Origin of the sequence: Hymenobacter sp. B1770 (assembly GCF_049896385.1) — a bacterium.
In the GTDB taxonomy this organism is placed as follows: domain Bacteria; phylum Bacteroidota; class Bacteroidia; order Cytophagales; family Hymenobacteraceae; genus Hymenobacter.
This window is the reverse complement of sequence record NZ_JAFCUF010000002.1, coordinates 656,566-681,511: the sequence shown is the minus strand read 5'-3', so window position 1 is coordinate 681,511 and position 24,946 is coordinate 656,566. Positions and strand designations below refer to the sequence as shown.

22 protein-coding genes are annotated in these 24,946 nt (G+C 58.9%); 11 read left to right on the top strand and 11 right to left on the bottom strand.

Annotated elements, in window-relative coordinates:
- Positions 1–125: 125 nt before the first annotated feature.
- From ACP7AJ_RS06825 to ACP7AJ_RS06810, 4 genes are all read left to right on the top strand, one after another.
- Entirely contained in the window at positions 126–1,799 is a 1,674-nt protein-coding gene (locus tag ACP7AJ_RS06825) for a S41 family peptidase (RefSeq protein ID WP_426059441.1), read from the top strand.
- A gap of 517 nt (positions 1,800–2,316) precedes the next feature.
- A complete protein-coding gene (locus ACP7AJ_RS06820) occupies positions 2,317–3,282 on the top strand; it encodes a TolB family protein (RefSeq protein WP_426059440.1) in 966 nt (321 codons plus the stop codon).
- A 64-nt stretch (positions 3,283–3,346) separates the two neighbouring features.
- Positions 3,347–4,549 carry a homogentisate 1,2-dioxygenase gene (locus ACP7AJ_RS06815; protein WP_426059439.1) on the top strand — a complete coding sequence of 401 codons (1,203 nt, stop codon included), beginning with the start codon at positions 3,347–3,349 and terminating at the stop codon, positions 4,547–4,549.
- Between the two features lie 43 nt (positions 4,550–4,592).
- Positions 4,593–5,114, top strand: coding sequence for a hypothetical protein (locus ACP7AJ_RS06810; RefSeq protein WP_426059438.1), 522 nt, complete (start codon positions 4,593–4,595; stop codon positions 5,112–5,114).
- 85 nt (positions 5,115–5,199) lie between these two features.
- Here ACP7AJ_RS06810 and ACP7AJ_RS06805 read toward each other — a convergent pair whose 3' ends face one another.
- The 3 genes from ACP7AJ_RS06805 to ACP7AJ_RS06795 all read right to left on the bottom strand — a co-directional run bounded on the left by ACP7AJ_RS06805 (position 5,200) and on the right by ACP7AJ_RS06795 (position 8,829).
- Positions 5,200–5,931: a hypothetical protein gene (locus ACP7AJ_RS06805; RefSeq protein ID WP_426059437.1), complete on the bottom strand. Its 732-nt coding sequence runs from the start codon at positions 5,929–5,931 to the stop codon at positions 5,200–5,202.
- 491 nt (positions 5,932–6,422) lie between these two features.
- A complete protein-coding gene (locus ACP7AJ_RS06800) occupies positions 6,423–7,220 on the bottom strand; it encodes a hypothetical protein (protein ID WP_426059436.1) in 798 nt (265 codons plus the stop codon).
- A 46-nt stretch (positions 7,221–7,266) separates the two neighbouring features.
- Positions 7,267–8,829 carry a hydroxymethylglutaryl-CoA reductase gene (locus ACP7AJ_RS06795; RefSeq protein WP_426059435.1) on the bottom strand — a complete coding sequence of 521 codons (1,563 nt, stop codon included), beginning with the start codon at positions 8,827–8,829 and terminating at the stop codon, positions 7,267–7,269.
- A gap of 498 nt (positions 8,830–9,327) precedes the next feature.
- Between ACP7AJ_RS06795 and ACP7AJ_RS06790 the strand changes: the two genes are divergently transcribed.
- The gene (locus ACP7AJ_RS06790; protein ID WP_426059434.1) at positions 9,328–10,143 is read left to right on the top strand and encodes a phytanoyl-CoA dioxygenase family protein; all 816 of its coding nucleotides are present in this window, start codon (positions 9,328–9,330) and stop codon (positions 10,141–10,143) included.
- A gap of 109 nt (positions 10,144–10,252) precedes the next feature.
- Positions 10,253–11,035 carry an SDR family NAD(P)-dependent oxidoreductase gene (locus ACP7AJ_RS06785; RefSeq protein WP_426059433.1) on the top strand — a complete coding sequence of 261 codons (783 nt, stop codon included), beginning with the start codon at positions 10,253–10,255 and terminating at the stop codon, positions 11,033–11,035.
- 88 nt (positions 11,036–11,123) lie between these two features.
- On the opposite strand, the gene ACP7AJ_RS06780 is transcribed toward ACP7AJ_RS06785, so the two are convergent.
- Positions 11,124–11,819: a phosphatase PAP2-related protein gene (locus ACP7AJ_RS06780; RefSeq protein WP_426059432.1), complete on the bottom strand. Its 696-nt coding sequence runs from the start codon at positions 11,817–11,819 to the stop codon at positions 11,124–11,126.
- Between the two features lie 156 nt (positions 11,820–11,975).
- Between ACP7AJ_RS06780 and ACP7AJ_RS06775 the strand changes: the two genes are divergently transcribed.
- Positions 11,976–13,292 carry an amidohydrolase gene (locus ACP7AJ_RS06775; protein ID WP_426059431.1) on the top strand — a complete coding sequence of 439 codons (1,317 nt, stop codon included), beginning with the start codon at positions 11,976–11,978 and terminating at the stop codon, positions 13,290–13,292.
- Between the two features lie 215 nt (positions 13,293–13,507).
- On the top strand, positions 13,508–15,988 hold the full coding sequence (locus ACP7AJ_RS06770) for a M4 family metallopeptidase (RefSeq protein ID WP_426059430.1): 2,481 nt from the start codon (positions 13,508–13,510) through the stop codon (positions 15,986–15,988).
- Between the two features lie 94 nt (positions 15,989–16,082).
- On the opposite strand, the gene ACP7AJ_RS06765 is transcribed toward ACP7AJ_RS06770, so the two are convergent.
- Positions 16,083–16,817, bottom strand: a complete 735-nt coding sequence (locus ACP7AJ_RS06765) for a hypothetical protein (RefSeq protein ID WP_426059429.1) — start codon at positions 16,815–16,817, stop codon at positions 16,083–16,085.
- A 157-nt stretch (positions 16,818–16,974) separates the two neighbouring features.
- On the bottom strand, positions 16,975–17,721 hold the full coding sequence (locus ACP7AJ_RS06760) for a tetratricopeptide repeat protein (protein WP_426059428.1): 747 nt from the start codon (positions 17,719–17,721) through the stop codon (positions 16,975–16,977).
- A 196-nt stretch (positions 17,722–17,917) separates the two neighbouring features.
- Here ACP7AJ_RS06760 and ACP7AJ_RS06755 point away from each other — a divergent pair, with 196 nt between their 5' ends.
- Complete coding sequence (locus tag ACP7AJ_RS06755; protein WP_426059427.1) at positions 17,918–18,802, top strand: alpha/beta hydrolase; 885 nt, start codon at positions 17,918–17,920, stop codon at positions 18,800–18,802.
- Between the two features lie 2 nt (positions 18,803–18,804).
- Here ACP7AJ_RS06755 and ACP7AJ_RS06750 read toward each other — a convergent pair whose 3' ends face one another.
- From ACP7AJ_RS06750 to ACP7AJ_RS06740, 3 genes are all read right to left on the bottom strand, one after another.
- The gene (locus ACP7AJ_RS06750; protein ID WP_426059426.1) at positions 18,805–19,296 is read right to left on the bottom strand and encodes a methylated-DNA--[protein]-cysteine S-methyltransferase; all 492 of its coding nucleotides are present in this window, start codon (positions 19,294–19,296) and stop codon (positions 18,805–18,807) included.
- Entirely contained in the window at positions 19,293–20,528 is a 1,236-nt protein-coding gene (locus tag ACP7AJ_RS06745) for an amine oxidase (protein ID WP_426059425.1), read from the bottom strand. Before ACP7AJ_RS06745 ends, ACP7AJ_RS06750 begins: the two co-directional genes overlap by 4 nt.
- 94 nt (positions 20,529–20,622) lie before the next feature.
- Entirely contained in the window at positions 20,623–20,775 is a 153-nt protein-coding gene (locus ACP7AJ_RS06740; RefSeq protein ID WP_426059461.1) for a cation transporter, read from the bottom strand.
- Between the two features lie 190 nt (positions 20,776–20,965).
- On the opposite strand from ACP7AJ_RS06740, the gene ACP7AJ_RS06735 reads away from it, so the two are divergent.
- On the top strand, positions 20,966–22,369 hold the full coding sequence (locus tag ACP7AJ_RS06735; protein ID WP_426059424.1) for an APC family permease: 1,404 nt from the start codon (positions 20,966–20,968) through the stop codon (positions 22,367–22,369).
- 152 nt (positions 22,370–22,521) lie between these two features.
- Positions 22,522–23,091, top strand: coding sequence for a hypothetical protein (locus ACP7AJ_RS06730; RefSeq protein WP_426059423.1), 570 nt, complete (start codon positions 22,522–22,524; stop codon positions 23,089–23,091).
- Positions 23,092–23,104: 13 nt separating this feature from the next.
- On the opposite strand, the gene ACP7AJ_RS06725 is transcribed toward ACP7AJ_RS06730, so the two are convergent.
- Both ACP7AJ_RS06725 and ACP7AJ_RS06720 read right to left on the bottom strand, forming a co-directional pair.
- Positions 23,105–23,611, bottom strand: a complete 507-nt coding sequence (locus ACP7AJ_RS06725; protein WP_426059422.1) for a GNAT family N-acetyltransferase — start codon at positions 23,609–23,611, stop codon at positions 23,105–23,107.
- A gap of 42 nt (positions 23,612–23,653) precedes the next feature.
- The gene (locus ACP7AJ_RS06720; RefSeq protein WP_426059421.1) at positions 23,654–24,841 is read right to left on the bottom strand and encodes a transglutaminase domain-containing protein; all 1,188 of its coding nucleotides are present in this window, start codon (positions 24,839–24,841) and stop codon (positions 23,654–23,656) included.
- Positions 24,842–24,946: the final 105 nt, after the last annotated feature.

Here is a 24,946-nt window from a genome sequence, read left to right as displayed (position 1 = left end):
GAAAGGATTGTATTGATTTATGAAATCTGGCTATAAAAGACTTGTCTTATTCGCGGCCAGGAAAATTTCAATAGTTTTGGTATCTATTTAAGGTTTATCTATTCATTAGCACCCGTTTTGCCCGCATGGCTGCCTCTCTGCCTGCTACTCCAGATTCTGGCCGGCCTGCTGCTACCAGGCGGTACGGGTGGGTACGCCAGGGGGCGCTGCTGGTGCTGGCCGTGGGCTGCGGCATGCTGGTCGCCAACAATCCGTTTCGTCCTTCTTCGGACAACCCCGATGCTACGGCGCGCGGCTATCTCCGCTTCAAGGAAATCCTGAGCTATGTCGACCGAGACTATGCTGATTCCGTCGACACCGACCGCCTGGCCGATTACGCCGTGGCGCAGATGCTTGAAAAGCTCGACCCGCACTCCGTCTATATTCCGGCGCGTGACCGCGAAAAGACCGATGCCTTCCTGCAAAGTGATTTCGACGGCATCGGCATCGAATTTAACCTGTTCCGTGACACCATGACCGTAGTGGCTCCGCTCAGCGGCGGCCCGGCCGAACAGGCCGGCGTGCAGCCCGGCGACCAAGTCATGAGCATCGCCAACCGCCGGGTTTCGGGAGCTCACCTGACCATGGGCCGCCTCACCGAGCTGCTGCGTGGCCCGCGCGGGAGCAGCGTCAGCATGGAGCTTCGGCGCCGCGGGCTGGCCCGCCCGCTTGTGCTTACCATTGCCCGCAGTCGCATTGCCAATTCATCGGTTGATGCAGCTTATCTGGTTGATGACCAAACAGGCTACATCAAGGTGAGCCGTTTTGCTTCGAACACGTTCGACGAATTCAAAGCGGCCTTGGTCGAGTTGCGTCGCCAGGGCCTTACCCGCCTTGTGCTCGATTTGCGCGGCAACCCGGGCGGCTACCTCGACCGGGCCACCCGCCTGGCCGATGAGTTCATCGGCGGCTCGCGCAAAATTGTGTACACCGACGGCAAGGGCGAGCAGTACGACTCGCAGACCTATGCCCGCGTGGCCGGCGAATTCGAGCAAGGCGCTATGGTTGTGCTGGTAGACGAAGGCAGTGCCTCGGCCGCAGAAGTCGTGGCCGGCGCCTTGCAGGACCACGACCGTGCCATTTTGGTAGGGCGCCGCACCTTTGGCAAGGGTCTCGTGCAGCAGCCCATTGCACTCAGCGATGGGGGCGAGCTGCGCCTAACCATTGCTCGCTATTATACGCCCGCTGGCCGCTCCATTCAGAAGCCTTACGGCACCAGCTACGCCGAGTACAGCCGCGACCTCACCAACCGTCTGGCCAACGGCGAGCTGACCACCGCCGACAGCGTTCACTTTGCCAAAGAGCTTCGCTTTCGCACCGACCACGGCCGCGTAGTGTACGGGGGCGGGGGCATCATGCCCGATATATTCGTGCCCCGCGACACGCTGGCGCACTCGGCTTACTTCACCAAGCTGATGGGCCACGGCGTGGCCCGCGCCTATGCCTTGTCGTTCTACCAAGCCAACAAGCCCGAATTAGAAGGCCTGCGCTTTGAGCAGTTCAACGCCACCTTCCGCATTACCGACGCCCAGCTCGTGAGCCTCGCGGCCCAGGCTGCCCAAGCCGGCGTGAAGACCGATGTGGCAGCGGTGCGCCGCTGTGCCCCGCTATTGCGCAATCAGCTTAAGGCCTTCATTGCCCGCAGTGCCTACGGGGCGGTGGCGTATTATACGGTGCTACGCGAGCAGGACCCGGAACTGCAGCGCGCCCTGCACGCGGTAGGCGACAGCACGGCCCAACTGGCCTTGCTGGGGAAGTAAAAAAGCCGAATGCTTGAACAAGCGTCACTAGCCAACAAAAATCAGCTAGGTTGGTGCTGCTGGGTAGCGTCTGCTTTTACGAAAGGTGCGTTCTACGGGAGCCTGGGTTGCCCGACAAGGCTAGCTGGGGCCGGCTGACTCAAGTCCGCTACATGGTCCCCTTAATGCCTATAGGCCCTGAGTGGACTAACTTGAGCGCGGTCACTTTTCCGCACTGAGATGGCTACATAAGCTCTTTTATATTAAGCAAATAAGTAGTTGACAAGAGCCTTCTACTTAGCAAAGTTTCGCAAAGGCTTGCATGTGTGATTGGTGATATTTTATCACGCAATCCTCGTATTTCAGGGGCGGTTGTTGCCCAGCGGCATTTTGTACAAATAGATGACTGTCTTGCTACACCAAATGATGGAGCGCTTGGTAAAACTTGTTACCTTAGTTCGGTGCTGCCTGCTTGGCTGGTTGATTTTCAACTTTTTCTAACAATGACTTTATCACGCCAGGTATGCTGGTTCACTGCATGAAAAGACCTTTCTACACGAAGCTGGCCGTGCTTGCGCTCCTGATGCTGCCGCTAACTGGCCTGCGGGCCCAACATCCGTTCGAGCTGGGCGACCTGGCCAAGCTTACTAGCCTGTCGGACCCTCAGTTTTCGTCTGATGGTAAAACCATAGCCGTGGTTTTTTCCCGTCCGGACTACGAGGAAAACCGCTCCCAAACCGGCCTGCTGTTGGTGACGGCCGCTAACGGGCAGCAGCGCGTGCTCGCGGAGCGCCGCGCCGGCCTGACGCAGCCGCGCTGGTCGCCCAATGGGCAGGAACTGGCTTATCTGGAAAGAACCGGCACGGGCAAAGAGGCTGCACCGCAGCTGTTTGTGCGGGCGCTGGCTGGGGGCAAGCCCCGGCAGCTAACCCGGACCCGCAAAGGTGTGCAGCATTACGCCTGGCAGCCCGACGGCAGCGCCCTAGCCTTCGTGACGGCCGACGAGCCCAAAAACGAAGCCGGGCCACCCGAAAAAGGGTACGATGCCTTTGAGGTAGGCGACAATGACCTGTTTCTGACGGCAGCACCTACCTCCTCACACATCTGGCTGGTGCCGGCGGCTGGTGGTGAAGCCCGGCGCCTGACCTCCGGTGCGTGGAGCCTATTAGTTACCATTCCGCCGGGAGCGCCCTCGTCGCCGCTTTCCTGGCGTCCCGATGGCAAGTTCCTGGCTTTTGTGCAAGTCCCACTGCCGCACTCTGGCAACAGCAATCAACGTACCGTTCAGCTGCTGAATGTGGCCGACGGCACCATCCGACCCCTTACCAGCCGCAAGAGCTTGGAAGGCTACCCATCATTTTCACCCGACGGCACCCAAGTAGCATACTGGTACCCACGCCAGGGCAACACCGTGAACATCAACGAGGCTTGGGTAGCCCCGGCCACGGGCGGCGAGGGCCGCAGCTCCTTAGGGACTAAACCAGCTGGATTTGTTTTCCTGTGAATCACTACGACTGCCTGGAGTGGCTTTTTCGTACCTTCACTGCCCCAACCCACCCACTCTTCCTATGGCTTTTTACCAGCGCCTCGGCCAGATTCCACGCAAGCGCCACACCCAGTTTCGCCAGCCCGACGGGTCACTATACTCGGAGCAGCTAGTGGGCACGCTGGGGTTTCATGGCGTGTCGTCGCTACTCTACCACATCAACCCGCCCACCCAGATTAAGGAAGTGGGCGAAAACAAGCCGTATGGTGCCAAGCTGCTGAAGGACCGGCCGCTGCAGCCCGAGCACCTGCGCACCCTTAGTCAGACCACGACCGGCGGCGACTATCTGGCCGCTCGCCAGACCATGCTCGGCAACGCCGACGTGACCCTGAGCATCTGCAACCCCACGGCGAAGCGGATGGAATATTACTACAAGAATGCCCTGGCCGATGAGGTGATTTTCGTGCACGAAGGCCGTGGCGAGCTGTGGAGCCAGCTGGGCATCGTAGCCTTCGAGCCAGGCGACTACGTGGTGATTCCGCGCACCATCATCCACCAGCTGCACTTTGAGGAAGGACCGGTGCGTCTGCTCATCATTGAATCGTTCAGCCCCGTGGAGACCGTGCGGCGCTACCGCAATCACTTCGGCCAGCTGCTGGAGCACTCGCCTTACTGCGAACGCGACATGCGTCCGCCCACCGAGCTAATCATCGAAGACCAGCCCGGCAACTACGTGCTGAGGGTGAAAAAGGAAGGCTTTCTGCACGAGCTCACCTACGAGCATTCGCCGTTTGACGTGGTGGGCTGGGACGGGTATTTCTATCCCTACGCCATCAGCATCCACGATTTTGAGCCCATTACCGGGCGCCTGCACCAGCCGCCGCCCGTGCATCAGCAGTTCGAAGCGAAGAACTTCGTCATCTGCTCCTTCGTGCCGCGCCTGTTCGACTACCATCCGCTCAGCATTCCGGCGCCCTACAACCACTCCAACGTCGATTCGGACGAAGTGCTGTACTATGTGGCTGGCAACTTCATGTCGCGCAAAGGCGTCGATTTAGCTTCGTTCACTTGGCATCCCAGCGGCATCCCGCACGGGCCACACCCCGGCACGGTAGAAGCCAGCATCGGCAAAACCGAGACGCACGAACTTGCCGTGATGGTGGACACCTTCCGCCCGCTGTACATGACCGATGTGGCGCTGCAGTACCTCGACAAACGCTACCCTATGAGCTGGCAGCCCGGCTTCGTGCCCGACATGCCGCGGGCTGCCGACATGATGGATTAATTTTTGCCGTCTTCGTAAAAAACTCCTAACCCATCGTAATCCCATGAAAAAGACACTTCTACTCGCACCGCTGGTGCTGTTTCTGGTTTTGGTCGGCTGCAAGAAGATTGACAAGCTGCTGACCTTCAACGTGGACGTGACTCAAAGCGTGACCATTCCCGGATATTTCGTGGGGGCGCAGCTGCCGCCCGTGGCCGTGACCACCGGCTCGGCCGAGTCGTTTCGCAACAACAAGACTTCCCGCGAAAAGGTAAAGGATGTGTACCTGAGCAAGATGGTGCTGACCGTGACCAGCCCCAGCGGCGCCACGTTCGACTTCCTGGAAAAGATTGATATTTTTATCAACACCCCCGGTGCCAACAACAAGATTCTGCTGGCCAACCTGCAGACCGTGCCCCGCGGAACCAACATCATCACCTTGGTGCCCACCACTGCCAAGCTTGATGAGTACCTCAAAGCCGAAAAGTACGAGCTGACCGTAGATGCCAAGCTCACGGGCTTTAATGCCAACGATTTCACGGTTCGCTCGGATGCCACCTTCAAGGTGACCGCCGACCCGCTCTAAAGGCAGCCGCAAACCAGATTTGTTGCACACGGCAACGCCGGCCCTCATCAGGGCCGGCGTTGTCGTGTGCAGCAAGCAATGGGCATTACTTTACTACCGCCATCCGGTTGTAGTGGTCCATCATGCGGGCAATATCGGCAGGGCGCGTGTAGTCGAGGTGGTTGGTAATGGCGAAGCTGCGTACGTCTTCGGCGCGGGCGCCAAATAACCGCAGCACCGCCGCCTGCGTGGGCTCGAGCGGACGCAACGGCTCGGCACCGATGGTGCCCGGGCCTGCCATGAGGGTAGCAACCAGCGGCCGGTTGCCGTTGGGCATTGGCACCAGGGCAATGGAGTAAAGCCAGCCCAGCACCAGGGGCCCGGCGTCGATAGCGGTGAGTATCTCCACAAATTCGCGGCGGGTGCCGGCGTTGCCTTCCTTCACGAGGCGGCAGCGGAAGCGGCGCACGGGCGTCTCTTTGTCGTCGGGGTCGCCTATGTCAAAGCCGCGCAGGCTGGCAGCCGACCACAAATGGGTGTCTTCAATATCGATGGAGTCCTGAACTTCCACCAATTGCAGGCCCGCGTGGTAGCGCAGCCCAGGTATGGGCCGGTACCGGCCGTCGAAAGTGCGGAGGGCCCCATACTGGAAGGTTCCATCGCCCACGAACCCCTTCGACTGCTGACTGAGCGAAGTCCGCAAGGCCTGCCCCGAAGGCGAAGCATTGGCCTGCTGGTAAGCCAGCTGAGCTTCTGCTTGGTCCCGCGCTATCTGAGCTTGGGCCGGCCGGCAGCAAGCCATCAGAAGTATGGCAAATAAGTAGTAGGAGTGCTTCACTAACTAATTATAGTGGGGAAATGAATTATAAGGGTACCAAAAATACGATAACATCGCCAAGTATCACGCATTTTGGGGCTTATTTCAATCACCGTGCCACTGCTTCAGGCAAAGGAGTAAAGGGTTGTTGATTGTTCCATAAGTTATTGATTATCTTGAGTAAAATAGGGGCATCTCTGTGTTCCGCTCATTTTTATTTTGAGCAAATAACCCGCCTTGGTTAGGGCTGTGATTTTATTTTCTATAAATTTAATTATTCCAGCAACTGAAGGGCCTGGCCCAAGTTCGTGAAACCTAGTGCCGCATAGTAACTGCGGCCTCGGAGGTAGCAATTGGGCCCGAACAGGCGCGCAACGCTGGGTTGCGTGAGCGGCCGTCGGGCCTAGTTGACAGAACTCATCTGCCAGAGTGTAGAGCAGCGTCAGCCAGTTGGATACGGATTTCGGGCCGGTGCCACATTTCCAGCCGGAACTCAGCCGATGAAAAGATGATTACTTGTTCTTTGGAGCAAGCTTATTGTAATAATCAGCCAGCCACACTAAGTCCGGAACGTTCTCGTACGATAGGTTCTTGCTGCTGGCGTAGGCTTCCATTTCTTTGGAGCGGTCACCGAACAGCTTAAGCGTGCTTTTGCGGCCTAGCTGAAATTCGGACAGCTTACTTTGGCCTGCTCTCAGCACATAAAGATGCGTTTCTTTGACGTAAGTGGGCTTCTTCTGCAGTTCTGCAGTGCTTTTGGTTGGCGGTGGGCCAACTACCCCAATCATGTGCATTAGGAAAAAGCGTACTTCGCCGCCGGTGTTCAGTGCTTCAAAAATGGAGCGAGTACCCGATTCGCTGCTGTTCTGATAAGTATGAACCTCGAAAAAATGGCTGTTGGGCTGCGCCTCAGGGCCCAGACTAAAGCGCGTAAGCTCAGAAGCGGGCAGCACCTTTATCCCATTGTCTGCTGACGAGTCGCGAACCTCAATGGTCTGCAATGCTAGGTTGAACCGAAGCCCACTGGTTTTCCGCGCTACACCATTCTTCCAAACCATCGTGCCCGGCAGCCAGTCTGGGGTGAAGTACCCCCGCCCAGGCACATTTTTGAGCGAACCCATTATCCCATTGTATTTGGGTGAATTCCTGATAACGCTGGCAATATTGTCAAACAACTCTTTATTCATGAGCTCGAAGGACGAATAGCCAGTGTTGCCGAGTCCGTCATTGCCGCCAGGCACGCCGGGTTGGGCCAGTACTGGAGTCGCAAATAGTAGAGACAGAATAAAGCAGAAGTGAAAGGATTTCATTTGAAGTAGAAATAAGGTTGGTGTTCGAGGAAGTGCAAGGTAGCCCCTAGCGGTTGCGGCCGTACTGCTCGTGGCTGCTCACCCAGTCGGAGCTGCTGATGGCGGCACCCAGGCTCAGCTCGCCGGCCAGCACCACCCCGGCCACGATTTCGGCAAACTTGCGCACCGTACCGCGGCCCACGCAGCCCAGCATTTGCAGGCATTCGTTTTGGGTGGCCAGGCCGGTGCCTCCGCCGTGGGTGGCCACGATGAGCGAGGGAATGGTGATGCTGATGTAGAGGTCGCCCTCGGGCGTGACTTCGGAGTAGAGAATGCCGGCGCTCGATTCGCTCACGTTGGCCACGTCCTGGCCCGTGGCAATGAAGAGGGCTGTGATGCCGTTGGCCGAGTGCGCGCCATTGTTGTTGGCGCCCGAAATGAAGGCGCCCACGTTGCTCACCTGTCCGTGGTAGGCCAACTGCTCGGGCGTCACGCGCATGCGCTGCATCAGCACGTCGCGCTTCACTACGGCTTCGGCCACCACGCGCTTGCCACGCGTGCGCATCACGTTGATTTGTGATGCTTTCTTGTCGGTGGCAAAGTTCGATTCGAGGTAGAAGTGCTCGACTTTGTGGTCTTTGTAGTGCTCCAAAATCCAGGAGCAAGCGGCAAACGTGGCACGGCCCACCATGTTCTGGCCCGCGGCGTCGCCGGTGCTGAAATTGAAGCGCAGGTAAGCGAATTTGTTGCTCAGGTAGGTGTCGATGTACTGCAGCTTGGCTACGCTGGAGGTGCTTTCGGCCTGGGGCCGAATCTGGTCGATGTTGTCTTCGACCCACTTGCCAAAGTCGCGGGCGCCGCGGGCATCGTGGAAAACGAACACGGGGGCCCGCTGCATGGCGTCGCCCACCACGGTGCATTTCACGCCGCCGCACAGGTTCAGCACCTGAATGCCGCGGTTGTAGCTAGCCACGAGGGTGCCTTCGGTGGTGGCCATGGGAATTAAAAAATCGCCTTGGGCGTGTTCTCCGTTCATTGTCAGGGGCCCGGCCAGGCCCACCGGAATCTGGGCCACGCCCACAAAATGCTCGCAGTTGCCCTGCAGCTGATGGGCATCAAAAGAGTAATGCTTGAGGTGCTGGAATTCCTTGCCCGAAAACTCCTCGGCAAAGCGCTGACGGGCAGCGATGGCGGCTTCGGAGTAGTCGTCCTCGGAGGAGCGCGGAATGCGTGGCTTGTGGTTGTCGGCGCTCACAATGGCGTCTTCCACTTCCACGTGCAGCTCGCCGAAGGCATCGGTAGAAAACCACACCTGCACCGGATGAATGCCCTGGGACAGCGGCGGCGTATCGAGAAGAATCTTCATGGAGCTACCCACGGGCAACTCGATGGCTTGACCATCGGCATTGATATCGGCAGCGCTTTGCTGCTCGCCAGTGCCCAAATCAACCCTTATGTTTTCCGCTGGCACCACTACCCCACCAACCTGAACCTGCTTAAAGCCTGTGATTTTTACTGTATCCAACCGATTTTTGATGCTGAAGGCGACGCCCGCATTCTGGGGCAGGTTGTGTAGGCTGCCGCGGGTATAGAGCAGCTTCAGGAGCATGGGGCTAGGTGTGAAGACCATCTTATTGGTGGGAATGAAGTGATACAGTGCAGGGCAGGAAAGTGTGCGAGAGTGAAGGTGGGGAATTTTAGGGAGAAAAGTGCCTCGTTGACTCTTTAAGGTAGAGCACATGAAGCAAAATCCGGCCAGCTGGTCAGTTGCAGGCCTCATACGCCAAGGCCTGCCTGCTCGCTGCCAACGAGCTTATGCATCGAGGCTATGAGAAGCTTTTCATAAAATAGACCCTCAAATTTTCGCAATGTGCAACCAGCTGCCAGCTCCGAGTTATATTTAGGTAACTAAGGTATTTAACAGACTGATGCGTCTATGGTAATTAAAGGGCCGTGGGCTTACGGTCAATTCAGATGCTGTCTATGCACATGGGCCATTAAAACACCGGCGTTTCGGGGCGGTTAATAGGCCCATGCGTTTCCCAGCCCATCGGAAGAGGGAGGCTGCGTGGCCCTCGTTACCTTTGTGGCCCGTTGGGTATACCCAGCAACTGCCTTTTTTTCTGCTATGCCTCCATCATCTGACTACCCACGCTTCACCCTTGGCAGTGCCCTGACGGCCGAGCAGCGCGCTTTTTTTGCCAAGCACGGCTTCCTTCAATTCCGCTCTTTCGCCTCCCCCGAACACGTTCAGCAAATTCTGAAAGCCACCCAGGACGTGCAGGCCAAATGGCTGGCCGAGGGAGTAGAGAAAGTTAACGGTGTGCCCATTAAGTACGGGCAGGACGTCGATGGCTCGCGCATTGTGCAGCGCTTTGCCTTTGCCTCCCAACACAGCCCCGTGCTGCACGAACTGCTGCAGGACAGCCGCTTCAAGGCCCTGTTTCCCCTGCTCGAAGCCGAGGGCGGCCGGGTGGGCGAAAATGAGAAGGATGGCCTTGTGGTGAACCACTATGTGAACGTGGAAGGCTCCGAATTCTCGCAAATGGGCTGGCACACCGACTCGCTGCGCGACGTGTTCTACGGCAAGCGCATCGGCCCCATGCTAAATGTGGGCTTGCACCTCGACGGCACCAAGGCCACTAATGGGGGCCTGCGCGTGATTCCCGGCACGCATCGGCAGGGCCTGCACAAGATGCTGTTTCGGAAGAAGTACTACAAAGACGTGTATCACGACCCCGAAGAGCTGGCCATCGAGACCGAGCCCGGCGACCTTACCGTGCACGACGGCCGCATGTGGCACCGCGTGGCCCAGTCGCCGCTCACGAACGAGGCCAGCCGCCGCCGCGTCATGTACGTGCCCATTATTTCGGGCAAATACCAGCCCAAGACCGAAGACAGCCCCACGCCCTTTTACCTGAGGTTTCTGCACCTTGTGAAATAATTCATTCAATAGTTTCCATTTAACATTTGATGTTGCGCTAATCCGCGCTTCTTGCTGAATGATGAAATGCTGTAGAACGGATTGTTAAATGTTAATTGATAACTAATAAATGAGTTACGCTCTCGTTACCGGCGCCTCGCGCGGCATTGGCCGGGCCCTTGCCCTCCTATTGGCCCAGCGCGGCTACGACTTGCTGCTGGTGGCTCGCTCAGAAGACCAGCTGCTGGCACTGGTTCACGAAATAGGGCAGAAGCACCAGCGACAGGCCCACATGCTGGCCCTGGACCTGGCCGCCGCCGGTGCCGCCGAAACCGTGGCGGCCTGGGCCACCCGGCAAACCGACCAGTTAGCCGTCTTGGCCAACAATGCCGGTTACGGCCTGTGGGGGCGCTTCGAGCAGCTTAGCCTGGCTGAGCAGCAAAACATGCTGCAGCTCAACATGACCCTGCCCGTGGCGCTCACGCACGCGTTGCTTCCTGCCCTGCACAAGGCCCCCAAAAGCTACATTTTGAATGTAGCGAGCACAGCCGCCTACCAAGCGGTGCCGTCGCTGTCGCTCTACGCCGCTAGCAAAGCATTCTTGCTGAGCTTCAGCCGGGGCCTGCGCTATGAGTTGAAGGGCAGCACAATATCCGTGACGTGCCTGTGCCCCGGTGCCACCACCACCAGCTTTGCCGACCGGGCAGGCATGGGCGCCGAGCTGCAGGCCACTGCCAACAAAGTGTCGATGACCGCCGAAGCCGTAGCCGAAGCTGCCGTAAACGGTATGCTGGCCGGCGAGGCCGAAATAATTCCTGGTCTTCTTAACAAGGTGTCGGCGGGGCTTACCAGCGTGGTTCCGAAGAAAATTGTGGAGAAAATAGCGGCAGGCATCTACGAAAAGTATTTGTAGAGCAACACAGCAGCATAAACAAGAAAGGACACCCCACTCGGGGTGCCCTTTCTTGTTTATGCTGCCACTTGAAGGCTAAGAAGGCAAGCTAGAAGCGGAAGAACCGGGGCTTGCACACCCGGCCCGCTACCCAATAGGCCAGCCAGGCAAAAAACGGCGCCGCGAGCACATCGTAGGAGTAATGCACGCGCTGCACCAGCACCAACAGGCCCACGGCCACGGTCATTAGCACCATAACTCGGCGCCATTTGCGGCCACGTCCGGCTAGCACCAGCAGGGCCATGGTAGCCGTGTGGCCCGAGAAAAACAAGTCGCGCACAATGGGCTGCGTCGTTACTTCGAAAATGCGGTCCATCAGCGGGTCGTGCAGGACAACCAAGCTAGTAGGAGGCTCCAGTGGCACCAGCCACAACGTGAGCATGCGCAGCAGCTGCAGCAAATAATACGCCCAAAGCGCCCGCAGCAACAGCTTGGGTCGCGGCGTCAAAAAGACCAGCGTGGCCGCAATGCTGCTGTAGATGAGGGCAAACGTTGGCCCCGACACATCGTGCACGGGCAGCAGGGTGAGTAAGGGGTCGGCCAGCAATTGTCCCGGACGCGACTGAATGAAGTGGTAGAACTGCGGCACCACAGGCAGCAGCCCCAGCAGCAGCAGCAGCACTAGGCCCAGGCGCCAGCGGAAGCCCGCCCACGCCCACGCCGCCGGCCAGGCATGCCCGCCAGGCCGGGCAGAACGGATTTCAGGAGCCGTTTGGGGGAAGGGAGAGGTTAATAGCGTAGCCACGGAATAGGTGAGTTCTGAAAATCGATAGCCAAAAAATAAAGCACAAAAATACGGCGCGGGCTCAACAGTAGCGTGTTGCTTGGTTACGTTGGCGTAACATTGCCTGACAACACACCGATGGTGTGCTGTGCTCCCTTAACGCTTATTTTTTTGTTGATGCGCACCTTCTCGTCTATCTTCACCGCTAGCGTGCTGCTGGCCACGGCCTGCGGGCCTGCTTTTGCCCAAAACCCTACCCTCAACGCCCGCATAGCCCAATTGGCAGCGCAGGAAGAAAGCAAGGTGATAGCCTGGCGACGCGACCTGCACCAGCACCCCGAGCTGGGCAATGAGGAAACGCGAACCGCCGGCATCATTGCCGCCCACCTCAAAAAGCTGGGGCTGGAAGTGCAAACCGGCGTGGCCCGCACCGGGGTAGTGGGCATTCTGCGGGGCGGCAAGCCCGGTCCGGTGGTGGCCCTGCGCGCCGACATGGACGGCCTGCCCATTACCGAATCCAATGACTTGCCTTTTGCTTCCAAAGTAAAAACCACCTACCTGGGCCAACCCGTGGGCGTGATGCACGCCTGTGGCCACGATACCCATGTGGCCATGCTCATGGGCGCAGCCGAAGTACTGAGCCAGGTAAAGAAAGACCTGCCCGGCACCGTGAAGTTCATCTTCCAGCCCGCAGAAGAGGGCTCCCTGCCCGGTGTGGAAGGCGGCGCCAAGCTGATGGTGAAGGAAGGCGTGCTCGACAAACCCAAAGTTGATGCCGTGTTCGGCCTCCACATAAACGCCCAAACCGAAGTGGGCAATCTAACCTACCGCTCCGGCGGCATCATGGCCTCGTCCGACCGATTTACCATCAAGGTGAGCGGTAAGGGTGCCCACGGCGCCTACCCCTGGAACAGCGTGGACCCTGTCGTGACGGCCGCCCAGATTATTCTGGGCCTGCAAACCATCATCAGCCGCCAGGTAAAGCTGATTGACGACGCCGCCGTGGTGACGGTGGGCACCCTCAACGCCGGGGTGCGCTACAACGTCATCCCGCCCGATGTGGAGATGAGCGGCACGATTCGGGCTCTGAATACCAATGTGCAAAAGGAAATATGGGCCTCCATCAAGCGCATTGCCACCAACATTGCTGAGAGCGCTGGGGCTACCGCGGAAGTCACCATCGACCCGTATGTGCCCGTAACCAGCAACAACGCGGCCCTCATGACCCAGATGCTGCCCACCCTGCAAGCCGCAGCGGGGCCCGGACAGGTACGCGAAATTAAGGCCGTGACCGGCGCTGAGGACTTTGCTTACTACCAGGAAAAAGTACCGGGCTTGTTCCTCTTTCTCGGAGGCATGCGCAAGGGCCAAGACCCCGCCACTACCGCCGACCATCACACCGCGGGTTTCCGCATCGACGAAAGCGGCATGACCCTGGGCGTAAAAACGCTAGCCACCCTGGCCGCAGATTACCTCAACGCCAAAAAGCCTTAGCAAAAACGACCCAATATTGTTATTCATGTTAAAGGAATGTTTCAATTTGTTAGAATGCAATTTGCTTAAAGCCATTCGTACAAAATTCGGGCTTTTATAACCATATTTACAATATTAAGTAAGTGACCTCGCGAAAATGACTACGTTGCGTCAGGTTTGATGCAAAGAATTCAAATTCACTTAACAAGCCCACTTACTTATAGCCCCACCTTTACATGAGAAAACAATACTCTGCCGCAGCATTGCTGATGCTCGGCACGTTGGCGTCCACCACCGGGCAGGCGCAGGATGTCGCGCGTGTCCAAACCAAAGTGCTTGGTGCCGATAACCAGCCCGAGCTGGTGGTATTTAACGCCGCCGGCAAAGCCGACTACAAAGGCGCCGAAGCCGCCGCGGTGCTCCGCCAGGAGCTTGGCCTTGCTGCCGATGACCAGATGCGCACCGTGCGCACCGAAGCCGACCCGCTGGGCTTTACCCACCAGAAGTTTGCCCAGTACTACAAAGGCGTGAAAGTTGAGCACGCCAGCTACAGCGTGCACGCCAAAGGCGGCACTGTAGAAAGCATCAGCGGCGACTTTGAGAAAATCAACGGCCTCAATACCACGCCCTCGCTCAACGAAGCGGCGGCTCTGCGCCAGGCCCTGGCCAGCGTGGGCGCCCGCAAGTACATGTGGCAGGACGCCGCCGAAGAAGCCGGCCTGAAGCGCCAGGAAAACAACACTGCCGCCAGCTACCTGCCCCAGGGCGAGTTGGTGATTGTGCGCGACGCCCGCACCAGGGGCGAAGCCGGTCCGCTCGTGCTGGCCTGGAAATTCAACGTGTACGCCGCGCAGCCCATCAGCCGCGCCTTCATTTACGTGGATGCCCGTTCGGGTGAGGTGGTGTTGAAGGACGACATCATCAAGCACGCCGCCGCTACGGGTACGTTTGCCACGGCGTATAGCGGCTCCCGCTCCATGGCCAACGGCACCACCACCAACGGCTACTACGTTCGCGAGCTGACCCGCGGCAACGGCATCGAAACCTACAACTGCAAAAAGGGCAACAGCTACACCGCTGCCGTTGACTTTGTGGATGCCGACAACAACTGGACATCGACTGAATACAACAACACGAACATGGATAACACCGCGTTCGACGCTCAGTTTGGTGCCCAGGCTACCTACGACTACTGGAAAAACGTGCACGCCCGTAACTCCTACGACAACGCCGGTGCCAAAATCAAGAGCTACGTGCACTTCGACGACACCCCCGGCGACGGTGTGGGTTATGAAAATGCGTACTGGAATGGCTCGGTAATGACTTATGGTGATGGCGCGACCCGCTTCCGCCCGCTGACTTCGATGGACGTATGCGCCCACGAAATCGGCCACGCCGTATGCTCGAGCACTGCTAACCTGGTGTATTCCAACGAGTCGGGTGCCATGAACGAAGGCTTCTCCGACATCTGGGGTGCCGCTGTTGAAGCGTACGCCGTGAGCACGCTGGGTGCAGCATCGTCGGGCGTGAAAGCAAAATCAACCTGGCTGATTGGCGAAGAAATCGACAAAGTACAGGCTGCCCTGCGTTCGATGAGCAGCCCCAATACCTTCAACCAGCCGGAGTACTACAAAGGCAACCACTGGTACACGGGCACCGGTGATAACGGCGGCGTGCACTACAACTCGGGCGTACTCAACTACTGGTTCTACCTGATTGCGGCCGGCAAAACCGGCACCAACGAAAAGGGGGTATCTTTCTCAGTAGCCAGCCTCGGCATCACGCCGGCTGCCAAAATTGCCTACCGCACCCTGAGCGTGTACCTGACGTCTTCCTCCACCTACTCCAGCGCCCGCACGGCCAGCATTCAGGCTGCCAAAGACCTGTACGGCGCCGGCTCTACGGCCGAGCAATCTGTTACCAACGCTTGGGCTGCCGTGGGCGTAGGCGCCAAGTACAGCACAACCACCACCGTTACGTACTGCGCTTCAAAGGGCACCAACGTATCTTACGAATGGGTTGACTACGTGAAGCTGGGCACCTTGGCTCGTACCTCAACCGCCGACGGTGGCTACTACAACGGCACGGCCCTGGCGGCCCCCAGCATTGGCGCTGGAACGTCGCAAACCATCAGCTTCTCGGCTGGCTTCTCGGGCACGGCTTACACCGAGTACTGGAAAATCTACATCGACTACAACCAGGACGGCGACTTTACCGACGCCGGCGAAATAGTGGTATCAGGCTCCTCGTCGAGCAGCGGAACGCTCAGCAGCACCTTCACCGTGCCTTCCACGGCCAAAACGGGCAATACCCGGATGCGTGTGGTGATGAGCGACGCCTCGGCTACCACCAGTTGCAATAGCTACAACTACGGCGAAACCGAAGACTACACCGTGAGCATCACGGGTGGCGCGGCCATCGCCGGCCTCACCGGCGAAACCTCCAACAGCCTGAGCCTGACTTCGACGTCTTTAAGCAACGAAACAGCCCGCACCCTGGAGGTGTACCCGAACCCTGCCACCGAGGCCATCCGCCTCGTGCTGCCCGGCAACGCCGAAGCCACCAGCGTAGTGCTTACCGATATCCGCGGCGTGCGGGTATTGGGCGCCAGCTACAGCAACGGCACCCTCAACGTGAGCGGCTTGGCCAAGGGCCTATACACCCTGAGCGTGAGCGACGGGCAGAAAGTGTTCCACCAGCGCTTTGTGAAGCAATAACCTGCCTGCAAAGAACAAAAAAAGCCCGTCAGCAATGCTGACGGGCTTTTTTTGTTGGCGCGAGTGGTAGCGTAGCAGGCTCAATTGGCCCAGGCTAGTCCAGGGCATAATCAAATTTCAACATCAGCGTGCCAAACCCGTCTTTGTTGCGCGAGGCTCCGCCGAGGCGAAGGTTGATGTCGTCGAGCTGGTCGGTAGAAGTGAAGTAGTAGTTGCCTTCGATGCCTGCGCGCAACTGGTCGGTGAGGCGCACCTGAAAGCCGGCTCCCACTGGTAACACGCCGGCCAGGGCCGGGTAATCGTTGCGCTCCGGGGACAAAAAGGACGTGCTTTTAGAAGCCCGTTCTGTGCCCACATACGATTGTGGGTTGTAGAGCAGCAGGCCGGCACCGCCCTGCACATACACCTGGAAAATAGGCGCCTCCGCTTGCGAGGCTGCAAAAATAGATTCGTCATGGAGCAGGTCGAACCGCAAAAAGACCGTGCCCAAGCCATTGGTGCTGGTGAAAGCCAGGCCGCGCTCCCTGGCTTGGTCCCGGGCACCCATTTTTACATATGAAAATTCGCTGCCAATGTGCAGGCGCGTAGTCAGGCGTTGGAGCACGCCCATGCTCGCGGCGGCTCCAAAGAAGTTGTCGGAAGGGCTGTTGCCCAGGTCGCCGTTGTAGAGGGCCGTGCCCAACCCCAGGGTAACGTGCATTGGGCCGCGGTAGTAGGGCCGGCCTTGGGTGTTGTAGTGACGCACCTGGCGAGTGTACTGGGCCTGTGCCGTATGGCTTCCAAAAATGCCAGCGGCAACGAGTCCAAAAATCAATGCACGAAGCTGCATAGTAACGGTTTAAAGATGAAAAAAGCCGCGTTGGCTGAGCTGGTTGGCCGCGAAAATGGGCCCCTGTTTCGAGCAGGCTCAGCCAGAGCGCCGCGCATGAAGTCCGCTTATACGGGACTTAACGGGCAAACCGCCGAAACCTGTTTATCCACTGGCCTTATTTGTAAGTCCCCTGCGGGTCTGGCTGCTTGGCCAGCAAGTCACTTATAAGGTCGAAATCGAGGCTGCTAACGTTGAGGGTCTGAACTTTGTGAATGGCCTCCCACGCCTCGGTGTACTTTTCCTGGTAGTATAGGCCGCGGGCCAGCTGCTGCCAGGCCACAACGTTGTTGGGGTCGAGGGTTGTGACCCGCTGCAGCAGATTCATGCCCGTGGCAAGGTCCTTCTTCTTCTTGGTCTGGCCATAGCGGATGAGGTGGCTGGTGCCTAAGTCGCTCATCATCAGCGTGCTGCTCGGGGACAGGGCTAAGCCCTTGGTCAGAAGGTCGATGGCGTTGTCGGGGGTGGGCTGCGCGCTGGCTAGAATGCCCAACCCCCGAAATGCGTCAGCATTTTGGGGGTTGAGAAGCCAGGCAAGGTTGAAGCGGTAGGCAGCCGTATCGGGCTGGTTTTCGCTTAGGTACTCGTAGCCTTTCGTGGCGAAAAAGGCACTGGCCTCGGCAGTGGAAGGAAAGCTAGAGGCAATGGCTTTTAGCTGGGCTTCGCCAATTATCTGAGTCGCCTGGGCCGGGCTAAGGCCGCCAAACAGGGGTTGTAGCCGTGCCACTTGGGGGGCACCAGCGGCGGCGTTCGAGCTGGTGCGGCCCTTCCGCTGGGCCTGCGCAGGCGCAGCTACAAGCAGCCCAAGGAGCATCGCCGCAGCCAGCGACTGCGAAACAGTTTTGAAAAAAGCAGAAATCAACACGGCAATGAAATAAATAATGAGTGAACCCAATCCTTTTAAAAAGTACCGGGTAAAGTTGCTGGCAAAGATAAAGCCAAGAGCGGCACGGGCATTTGGCACCCATGAGCGGCGCCCGCCGCAAACTGCAGCCCGCGCCAGGGCGTAGGTGGGCTACCCCGCCAGTGGCCGGCGGAGGCTTTTCATGAATGTTGATTGTATGCGTCGTTTTCTGTTGTTGATGCCCGTGGCCCTGTTGCTGGCAGTGGTGGTAGTTGTGCTGGCCACCGAATACGTAGCGGCCCGGCCCAGCCGCCGAATCAAAGACCTGGCCTATCTATCTGCCTCGACGGCCGGGTTCGACAAAGGGCGGCACATTCTGGACGTGTATTCGCCTAGGAAGGCCCCGGCCAATGCCGCCGGTTACCCCGTGGTGCTGTTCATCCACGGCGGCAGCTGGACGAGCGGCAGCAAGAACATCTACACCTTCATCGGGCGCCGCTTGGCCAAACAAGGGGTGGTGGCCGTCATTATCAACTACCGCCTCGCGCCCGCCGTGCAGGTGCCCGAGCAAGCCGCCGACTGCGCCCGTGCTCTGGCCTGGACCGTGCAGCACATCGCCCAGTACCAGGGAGACCCGGCCCGGGTCTTCGTGATGGGCCACTCGGCGGGGGGCGCCCTAGCGGCCCTGCTCGCCACCGACGACGACTTGCTAGCGCGTCACGGCCTGCCCCAAAACCCCGTGCGTGGCGCCATCATGGACGACCCGGCGGGGCTTGATATGTATAGCTACCTCAAGGAAATGAAGTACGAGGGCGACCAGCAATACCTCGTGCCCTTCGGTAAAGACCCGGCTGTGTGGAAGGCGCAGTCGCCCATCTACAAAATCCGACCTGGTATTCCTCCTTTCCTGTTCTTCATCGGTGGCGAAACGTATCCCAGCATCAGTAGTAGCTCAGGGCGCTTCCGCGACCGGCTCAAGGCCATTGGGCAGCCGGCGCTCTATACTGTCATCCCCGGGCGGCACCACATTCCCATGGTGCTACAGCTCTACTGGCAGCACAACATTATTTACAAAGGCCTGCTGAAAATGGTGGGGGCGTAAGCTTACCCAAACAGCCCGCCCTGCCGAGCGGGCTGCTCAAATTCCAGCAGCCACTTCTTGCGGTACATGCCGCCGGCGTAGCCCGTAAGGCTGCCATCGGCGCCAATAATGCGGTGGCAGGGCCATACAATGGCCAGCGGATTTTGCCCATTAGCAGCGCCCACCGCCCGCACCGATTTGGGGTTGTTCAGAAGCTTGGCTACGTCCATGTAAGACGCGGTGCGGCCGTAGCCGACGTTGCCCAACGCTGTCCAGACCTGGCGTTGAAAGTCGGTGCCAGAATCTGGTGCGTAGCTCAAGCAGAAGTCGCGTAGCTCGCGGCCGAAGTAGGCCTTCAACTGGCGGTGGCCCTCCTGCAAGCAAGCCGGCACGGCTGCAAACGGTGTAGCCGTGTTTCCCTCGGTGTTGTGGAAGCTCACAGCGCTCAGGCCCGCATCGGAACCGGTAAGCGAGACCAGTCCTAGGGGGGAGTCGAGGTAAGCCATGGCAATCATAGCTTAAAATTAGGCACCGCCTGCGATACGAGGGGCTGCACCGTACTGATTTTAACACCCTGCCGGCGGCGGGGCGGCACCGCTGCCGCCACCACTGCTTGGGCTTGGCGCAGGGCCTCGGCGCTGGGCTGGTGCAGCACACGGGCCGGGCCGGGCTGGCTGAGGTCGGCATCCCAAAGACCGGATTGGTGCCACTGGTCGAGGTGGTCCCAGTCGGGCCGGTCGATGATGGGATAGATGCACGCGCCCCACAGCGGCAGGCCTTCGTTGATTACCGCGGCACACTCCTGCCCAATCATGCGCCACCACAGCGGGCGGTCTATGCCCGGGTGGCTGGTTTCGGTAATGGCGAAGGGCCGTTTGTAGCGCTTGTAGGCGGCGCGCAGCAGCTCGCGCAGGGGCCGCCAGCTGGGGTCCATCACTACGTCGTTCCAGCCCAGCTTGCGGTAAGGGTACAACTGCCACTGGTTGTCGTAATAGTAATTGAATCCCACGATGTCGAGCAACTCCTGGGAGCCGCCCAACTCCGGGCACATCTTGCCGCAGAGCATATCCGTAGCCTGAAACTGGTTGCGGTGCGAGTCTTTGGCCTCGCGGCGGTGCTGGGGCCAGGGGTTGGGCGGCGGCACAATGTTAACCAGCGGCTCCGTGGTGAGAAAGCGAATGGTGGGGTCGGCTTCGCGCAGCGCATAACTGCCTTCGATGTAGGCACGCATCAGCCCGTATTTCACGTCCCAGCCTTGGTGGTGGCAGTAGGGAGAGGTGCCGCGAGCATCGCCGCCCAGCCAGGAAATGAAGCTGACTTCGTTGATAGGCGTCACGATGAGCTCGCCCTCGGGACGCTCGCTGCGATAAAAGTCTACAAAAGCCCGGCACAAAGCGGCAAAGCGCCGCGCAAACATGGGGTGCAGGGGCGTCAGGTCGTCGGGGTAGCCAAAGTGGCACAGGTCCCACACCTGTTGAATGCCGTGCCGCTGCCCGGCCGCCAGCATGGTTTTTACCGTGCTGAAATCATACTGATAAGGGATTTTTTCAATGTGAGCCCAACGAATTCCCTCGCGCACGGTGCGCACCTGGAACTGGTCCAAGGCCGCGTAGTCTTCATCGATGAGCTGCAAGTGCCCGGTCAGGGGCAGAAAATCAACGCGGTTGCCGAAGGCGTTGAGCTGGTCGGTGCATTCGAAACCGCCCATCCAAAATGAGCGAAAAGGGTTGTCAGAAGTTACAGCCATAAGATAAAGTAAGGGAAGAGCGAAGCAACGGGGCGAAGTTCACCAATACCGAAAAGTAGCCGCCTTCGTTAAGGACGAGCTTAGTGAATGAGCGCTAGAAATTTACGAGTGGATTTGGCTTTGCGGCCTGCTTCACACCGTGCAGAATGAGAACGCCGTTGCTGCTATCGACCAAGGAGTGAATGCTTTCCGAGAGCATGGCAGAGCTGCCAGTGAAGAACGCCGCCACAAATTTGCTGGTAGCAATGCGATGTCAGCCCCGATTGTCCCATGAATAGCAAGCCGGGAGGAAGACGTAGTGAACACATACCGGACCTTACGCAAGTAAAGGTGCGAAGGTAGAGCGAGGACCCCGAAGCTCGGCCGCGGTGCAGAACAACGATGCGCTTCGGCTGGCTCAGGCGGAGCTTCGGGGTCCTCGCTCTACCTTCGCGCCCATGTCTCAACCCACTTTGCAGCGCCGCCTCGGCATCGTTCAAGCCACGGCTTTAAATATGATTGACATGGTGGGCATTGGCCCATTCGTCACCCTGCCGCTCGTGATGGGGTTTATGGGGCCAAACTTCTTGCTGGCTTGGCTGGTGGGCGCTGGCCTGGCTCTGGTCGATGGCCTGATTTGGAGCGAGCTGGGCGCAGCTTACCCCGAAGCCGGCGGCTCCTACCGCTTCCTCAAACTGGCCTACGGCGAACAGAAGTGGGGCCGGCTGATGTCGTTTCTCTACGTGTGGCAAACGCTGGTGCAGTCGCCGCTGGTGTTGGCCTCGGGCGCCATCGGCTTTGCCCAATACTTCGGCTACCTCGTGCCCATGACGGAGTGGTGGCAGCCTAAAATGGTGAGTGGCGCCGTGGTTTTGCTGCTTATCGTTCTGCTCTATCGCCGCATCGAGGACATTGGCCGGCTGGGCGTGGCCCTCTGGGTGGGCGTGCTGGGCCTCATGGGCTGGCTGATTTTCGGCGGCCTCACCCACGCCAACCACGAAGTGGCCTGGCTGCCCAGCGGCGGCGTGTCGGCCCTGCCCGGCGTGCTGCTCTCAGCGGCCATGGGCCAGGCCGCCATCAAAACCATCTATTCCTACCTGGGCTACTACAACGTGTGCCACCTGGGCGGCGAAATCCAAAACCCCCAGCGCGTAATTCCGCGCAGCATTTTCTTCAGCATCCTGGGTATCATGGCCCTGTACCTGCTCATGAACTGGAGCGTGGGCACGGTCATTCCCTGGCAGGAAGTGCAGAGCTGGCAGGCCGGCGGCGCGGGCGCCATCGCCGACAAGTCGCAGTTCATTGTCAGCATTTTTGTGGAGCGGCTGTACGGGCCTGCGGCCGCTCAGGCGGCCACCGCGCTGGTGCTGCTGGTGGCGTTTGCCTCGCTGTTTGCGGTGCTGCTGGGCTACTCGCGCATTCCCTACGCCGCGGCGGCCGATGGCGAGTTTCTGTCTATTTTCGGTCGCCTGCACCCCACCAAAAACTTCCCGCACATCTCGCTGCTAATTCTTGGCGGCACTGGCTTTGTGTTCAGCTTGCTGTTCCGGTTGGGCGAGGTGATTACGGCCATTCTGGCCATGCGCATCCTCGTGCAGTTTGTGGGCCAGGCCGTGGGCCTAATGCTGCTACGGCGTCGAAATGGCACGGCCGCGCTGCCGTTTAAGATGCCACTGTACCCGCTGCCGGTGATTATTGCCATCATAGTATGGCTGCTGATTTTCTACAGCACCGGCGCCAAGTTTATGCTCTCGGGTCTCACCGTTATTGTGCTGGGCGTGGGCGTGTTCCTGCTCTGGAGCCGGCGGCTGGGGCGGTGGCCGTTTGCAGAGCGCTCGGCTGAAGGCCGCCAAGAGCAATAAAAGCTGGGCGGTTACCTTAGCAGCCGTTATTTATTTGCTTACCCATGCGCCTCTACCTGCTGCTTGTTTGCTTATGTACAAGCCTGACTTCCTGCATGACCTCCGGGTTTGTGGCCCGGGATTTTAAGCCTGCCTCGGCGCCAAGTATGCTTATGGTCCCTCCTGTTGCTATGATTGGCATCATCGAGCGCGGCAATAAAGGCTACTACAATCCCGCGCTCTCCCTCCAAGGACAGAGCCTGATGCGAGAAACGCTTCTTCGGTACCGCAATGAGCTGCACTTGACCGGCGAGTTGACTTTGCCCGATTCGCTGACGTATCAGCGCCTTGTTCAGCAACTGTATCGCACCCTCGACGTGGTCGAGCAGCAACGGTTTATTACTTCTTATCACCTGCCCACCCTGGATTCGCTGCTCAAACAGCAAGGCTCGCGCTATGCCTTGCTCACCACCACTGAGGGCTTCACTCGCGTCGGGGGCAACTACGGCAACCAAGTGGCCAAAGCCGTGGGGGTGGGAATCCTTACCCTGGGCCTGTATTCGCCCGTACCCATAAAAGCCAATTCTGGTATTGCTCTGTTGGTATACGACTGCGAAAACCGCAGCATTCTGTACTATAAACGCGCATGGCCTAAAGAGGTCGAGCCCCTCGATGCCTTGGTGCTAGACCGGCAGCTGCGGGCAATGCTGGCCAAAGACTTTCGGTTTGCACCCCGTCCCTGAGTTGTGCACCGCGCTACCCCAGCCGCTTCTCGTAGCAAAAGAACCGCAACCCTGGCCGAAACCCCAATGTAATCTCACCTGCAAAGCGGTAGCCCAGCTTGGGGAACAGCCGTTGCGTGGCCACGTTTTCGGAATTGGTATCTACGCGTAGCACCTGCAACCCTTGCGCCACGGCCTGCTTCTCGGCTTGTTCCATCAGGGCCAGCGCCACGCCCTTGCCTTGCGCCACGGGGTCTACGGCCAAGCGGTGCGTTACCAGGGCCGGTTCGGTCACGTCCCAGTCGGCTTGGGCGTACTCCTCGTCCTGGTCCATGGTGAGGGCAGCTACTCCGGCTACTTGCCCGGCCAGTTCGGCCACCCAGAGGTGGTTCCGGGTAATGTCTGCTTCGAACACTGCTTCATTTGGATAATCGGCCGACCACTGCATGTTACCGCTGGCATTCATCAGGGGCACCACGCGCCGCACAAGGTCAAGAATGGCAGAAACATCAGCAGCCGTAGCGCGGCGAATGGTGAGCATGAGATGAGAGTATTAGTTGGAAAAAGCCCGTTCTCGCCGCTGCTAGTTGCGCTCAGCGAGTACGTTGTAGCCGAAAAACAGCGTAGGGCGCAACAGTTTGTTGGTGGTGAGGTAGCAGTCCATAAAGGTCTGGCACTTTCGTAGCTTGTCGTTCGCCTCCAGCAAAGCAGTGTTAAATTCCCGGACACCGGTTAAGAGAGAAGGGTTCTGGCTTTGCACCGTTGTCACCAACTGGCGGGCCTGTTCAAAGTGAGTACGAATGGGCGGCAATTGTTGGCCCAGCTCCTCATCGCCCTTTCGGGGCTGAAACTGATGATTGTGGAACTCCACAAACGCATTTAGCTGCTTTATGCCCGCGTTGTACTCCCCCAGCGCCTGGTTGTAGGTCTCGAAGTGCAGGTTGTCTTCCCGGTTCTGGTTATGAACCAGGTAAGTATACGTCAGACCGTTCTTAACGCCGTTTTGTGCGATGCGCCGGTTGGTGGCGTGAATGCGCTGCTTTGGCGTTTGCTGCGTGTACAAAGCCACCGAATCGGCAAAAGCAAAGGCCGGGTTAGGCACGGGCGGCACGGTGCCCTGCTGAAACTGCTGGGGCGTACGCGGCGCCGACAGCAGCTGCCACATCGGGTCGAAGGGCATGTGGAGTTCAATGGCGGCCTTAGCCGGCATCCGGAAGTATTCGTTGTTGAGCTCAAAGACAAATTTGTGGTTCACTACCTTGCCCGCGGCCCAGGTAGGTTCCATCAGCTGCCACCTGCCGTCGATGCGGCTGGCGCACCATGCATGGCCCACCGAGGCCAACAGGCTGTTATAGCCCGGCACAACGTAGGTTAGCACGCCTGCCTGGTTGGCCACGGCACTGTAAAGCTCGGCGTAGTGCCGGCACACGCCGCGGCGTTGGTCCAAGGTTTCCTGAATCACCACGGCTGGTGCTCGCTCGTATTCAAGCAGGTACATGTTTTCCACGTCGTAGCGGATGTTGCGGGCCACCCACACAAAAGCGGCCCGGGCCCGGTCGGCCTCCGTGGTAAATGAGGTGTTGATGAAGCGAGCCAGCCCGCCCACCGTGCGCGCCGACGAGTCGGGCACCTGCCGCATGCGGGCATCCACGGCTTGGTAGGGATTTGCAGGCGCCGGGTGCGGCTTTGGCTTGGTGCCCTGGGCCTTGGCCGCTGGGTGAAGCCCGGCCCAGGCCAGTAACGCCAGCATGAGGGAACGGTAGAGAGGCATGCACACGGCGGCAAATAATTTAAGGATGGAAATTTCGCCAACAAAAATGGGCAAATCCAGTGGCATTGCCATCCGAATTTGCCCAGCGCAGGTAAAGAACCAAGC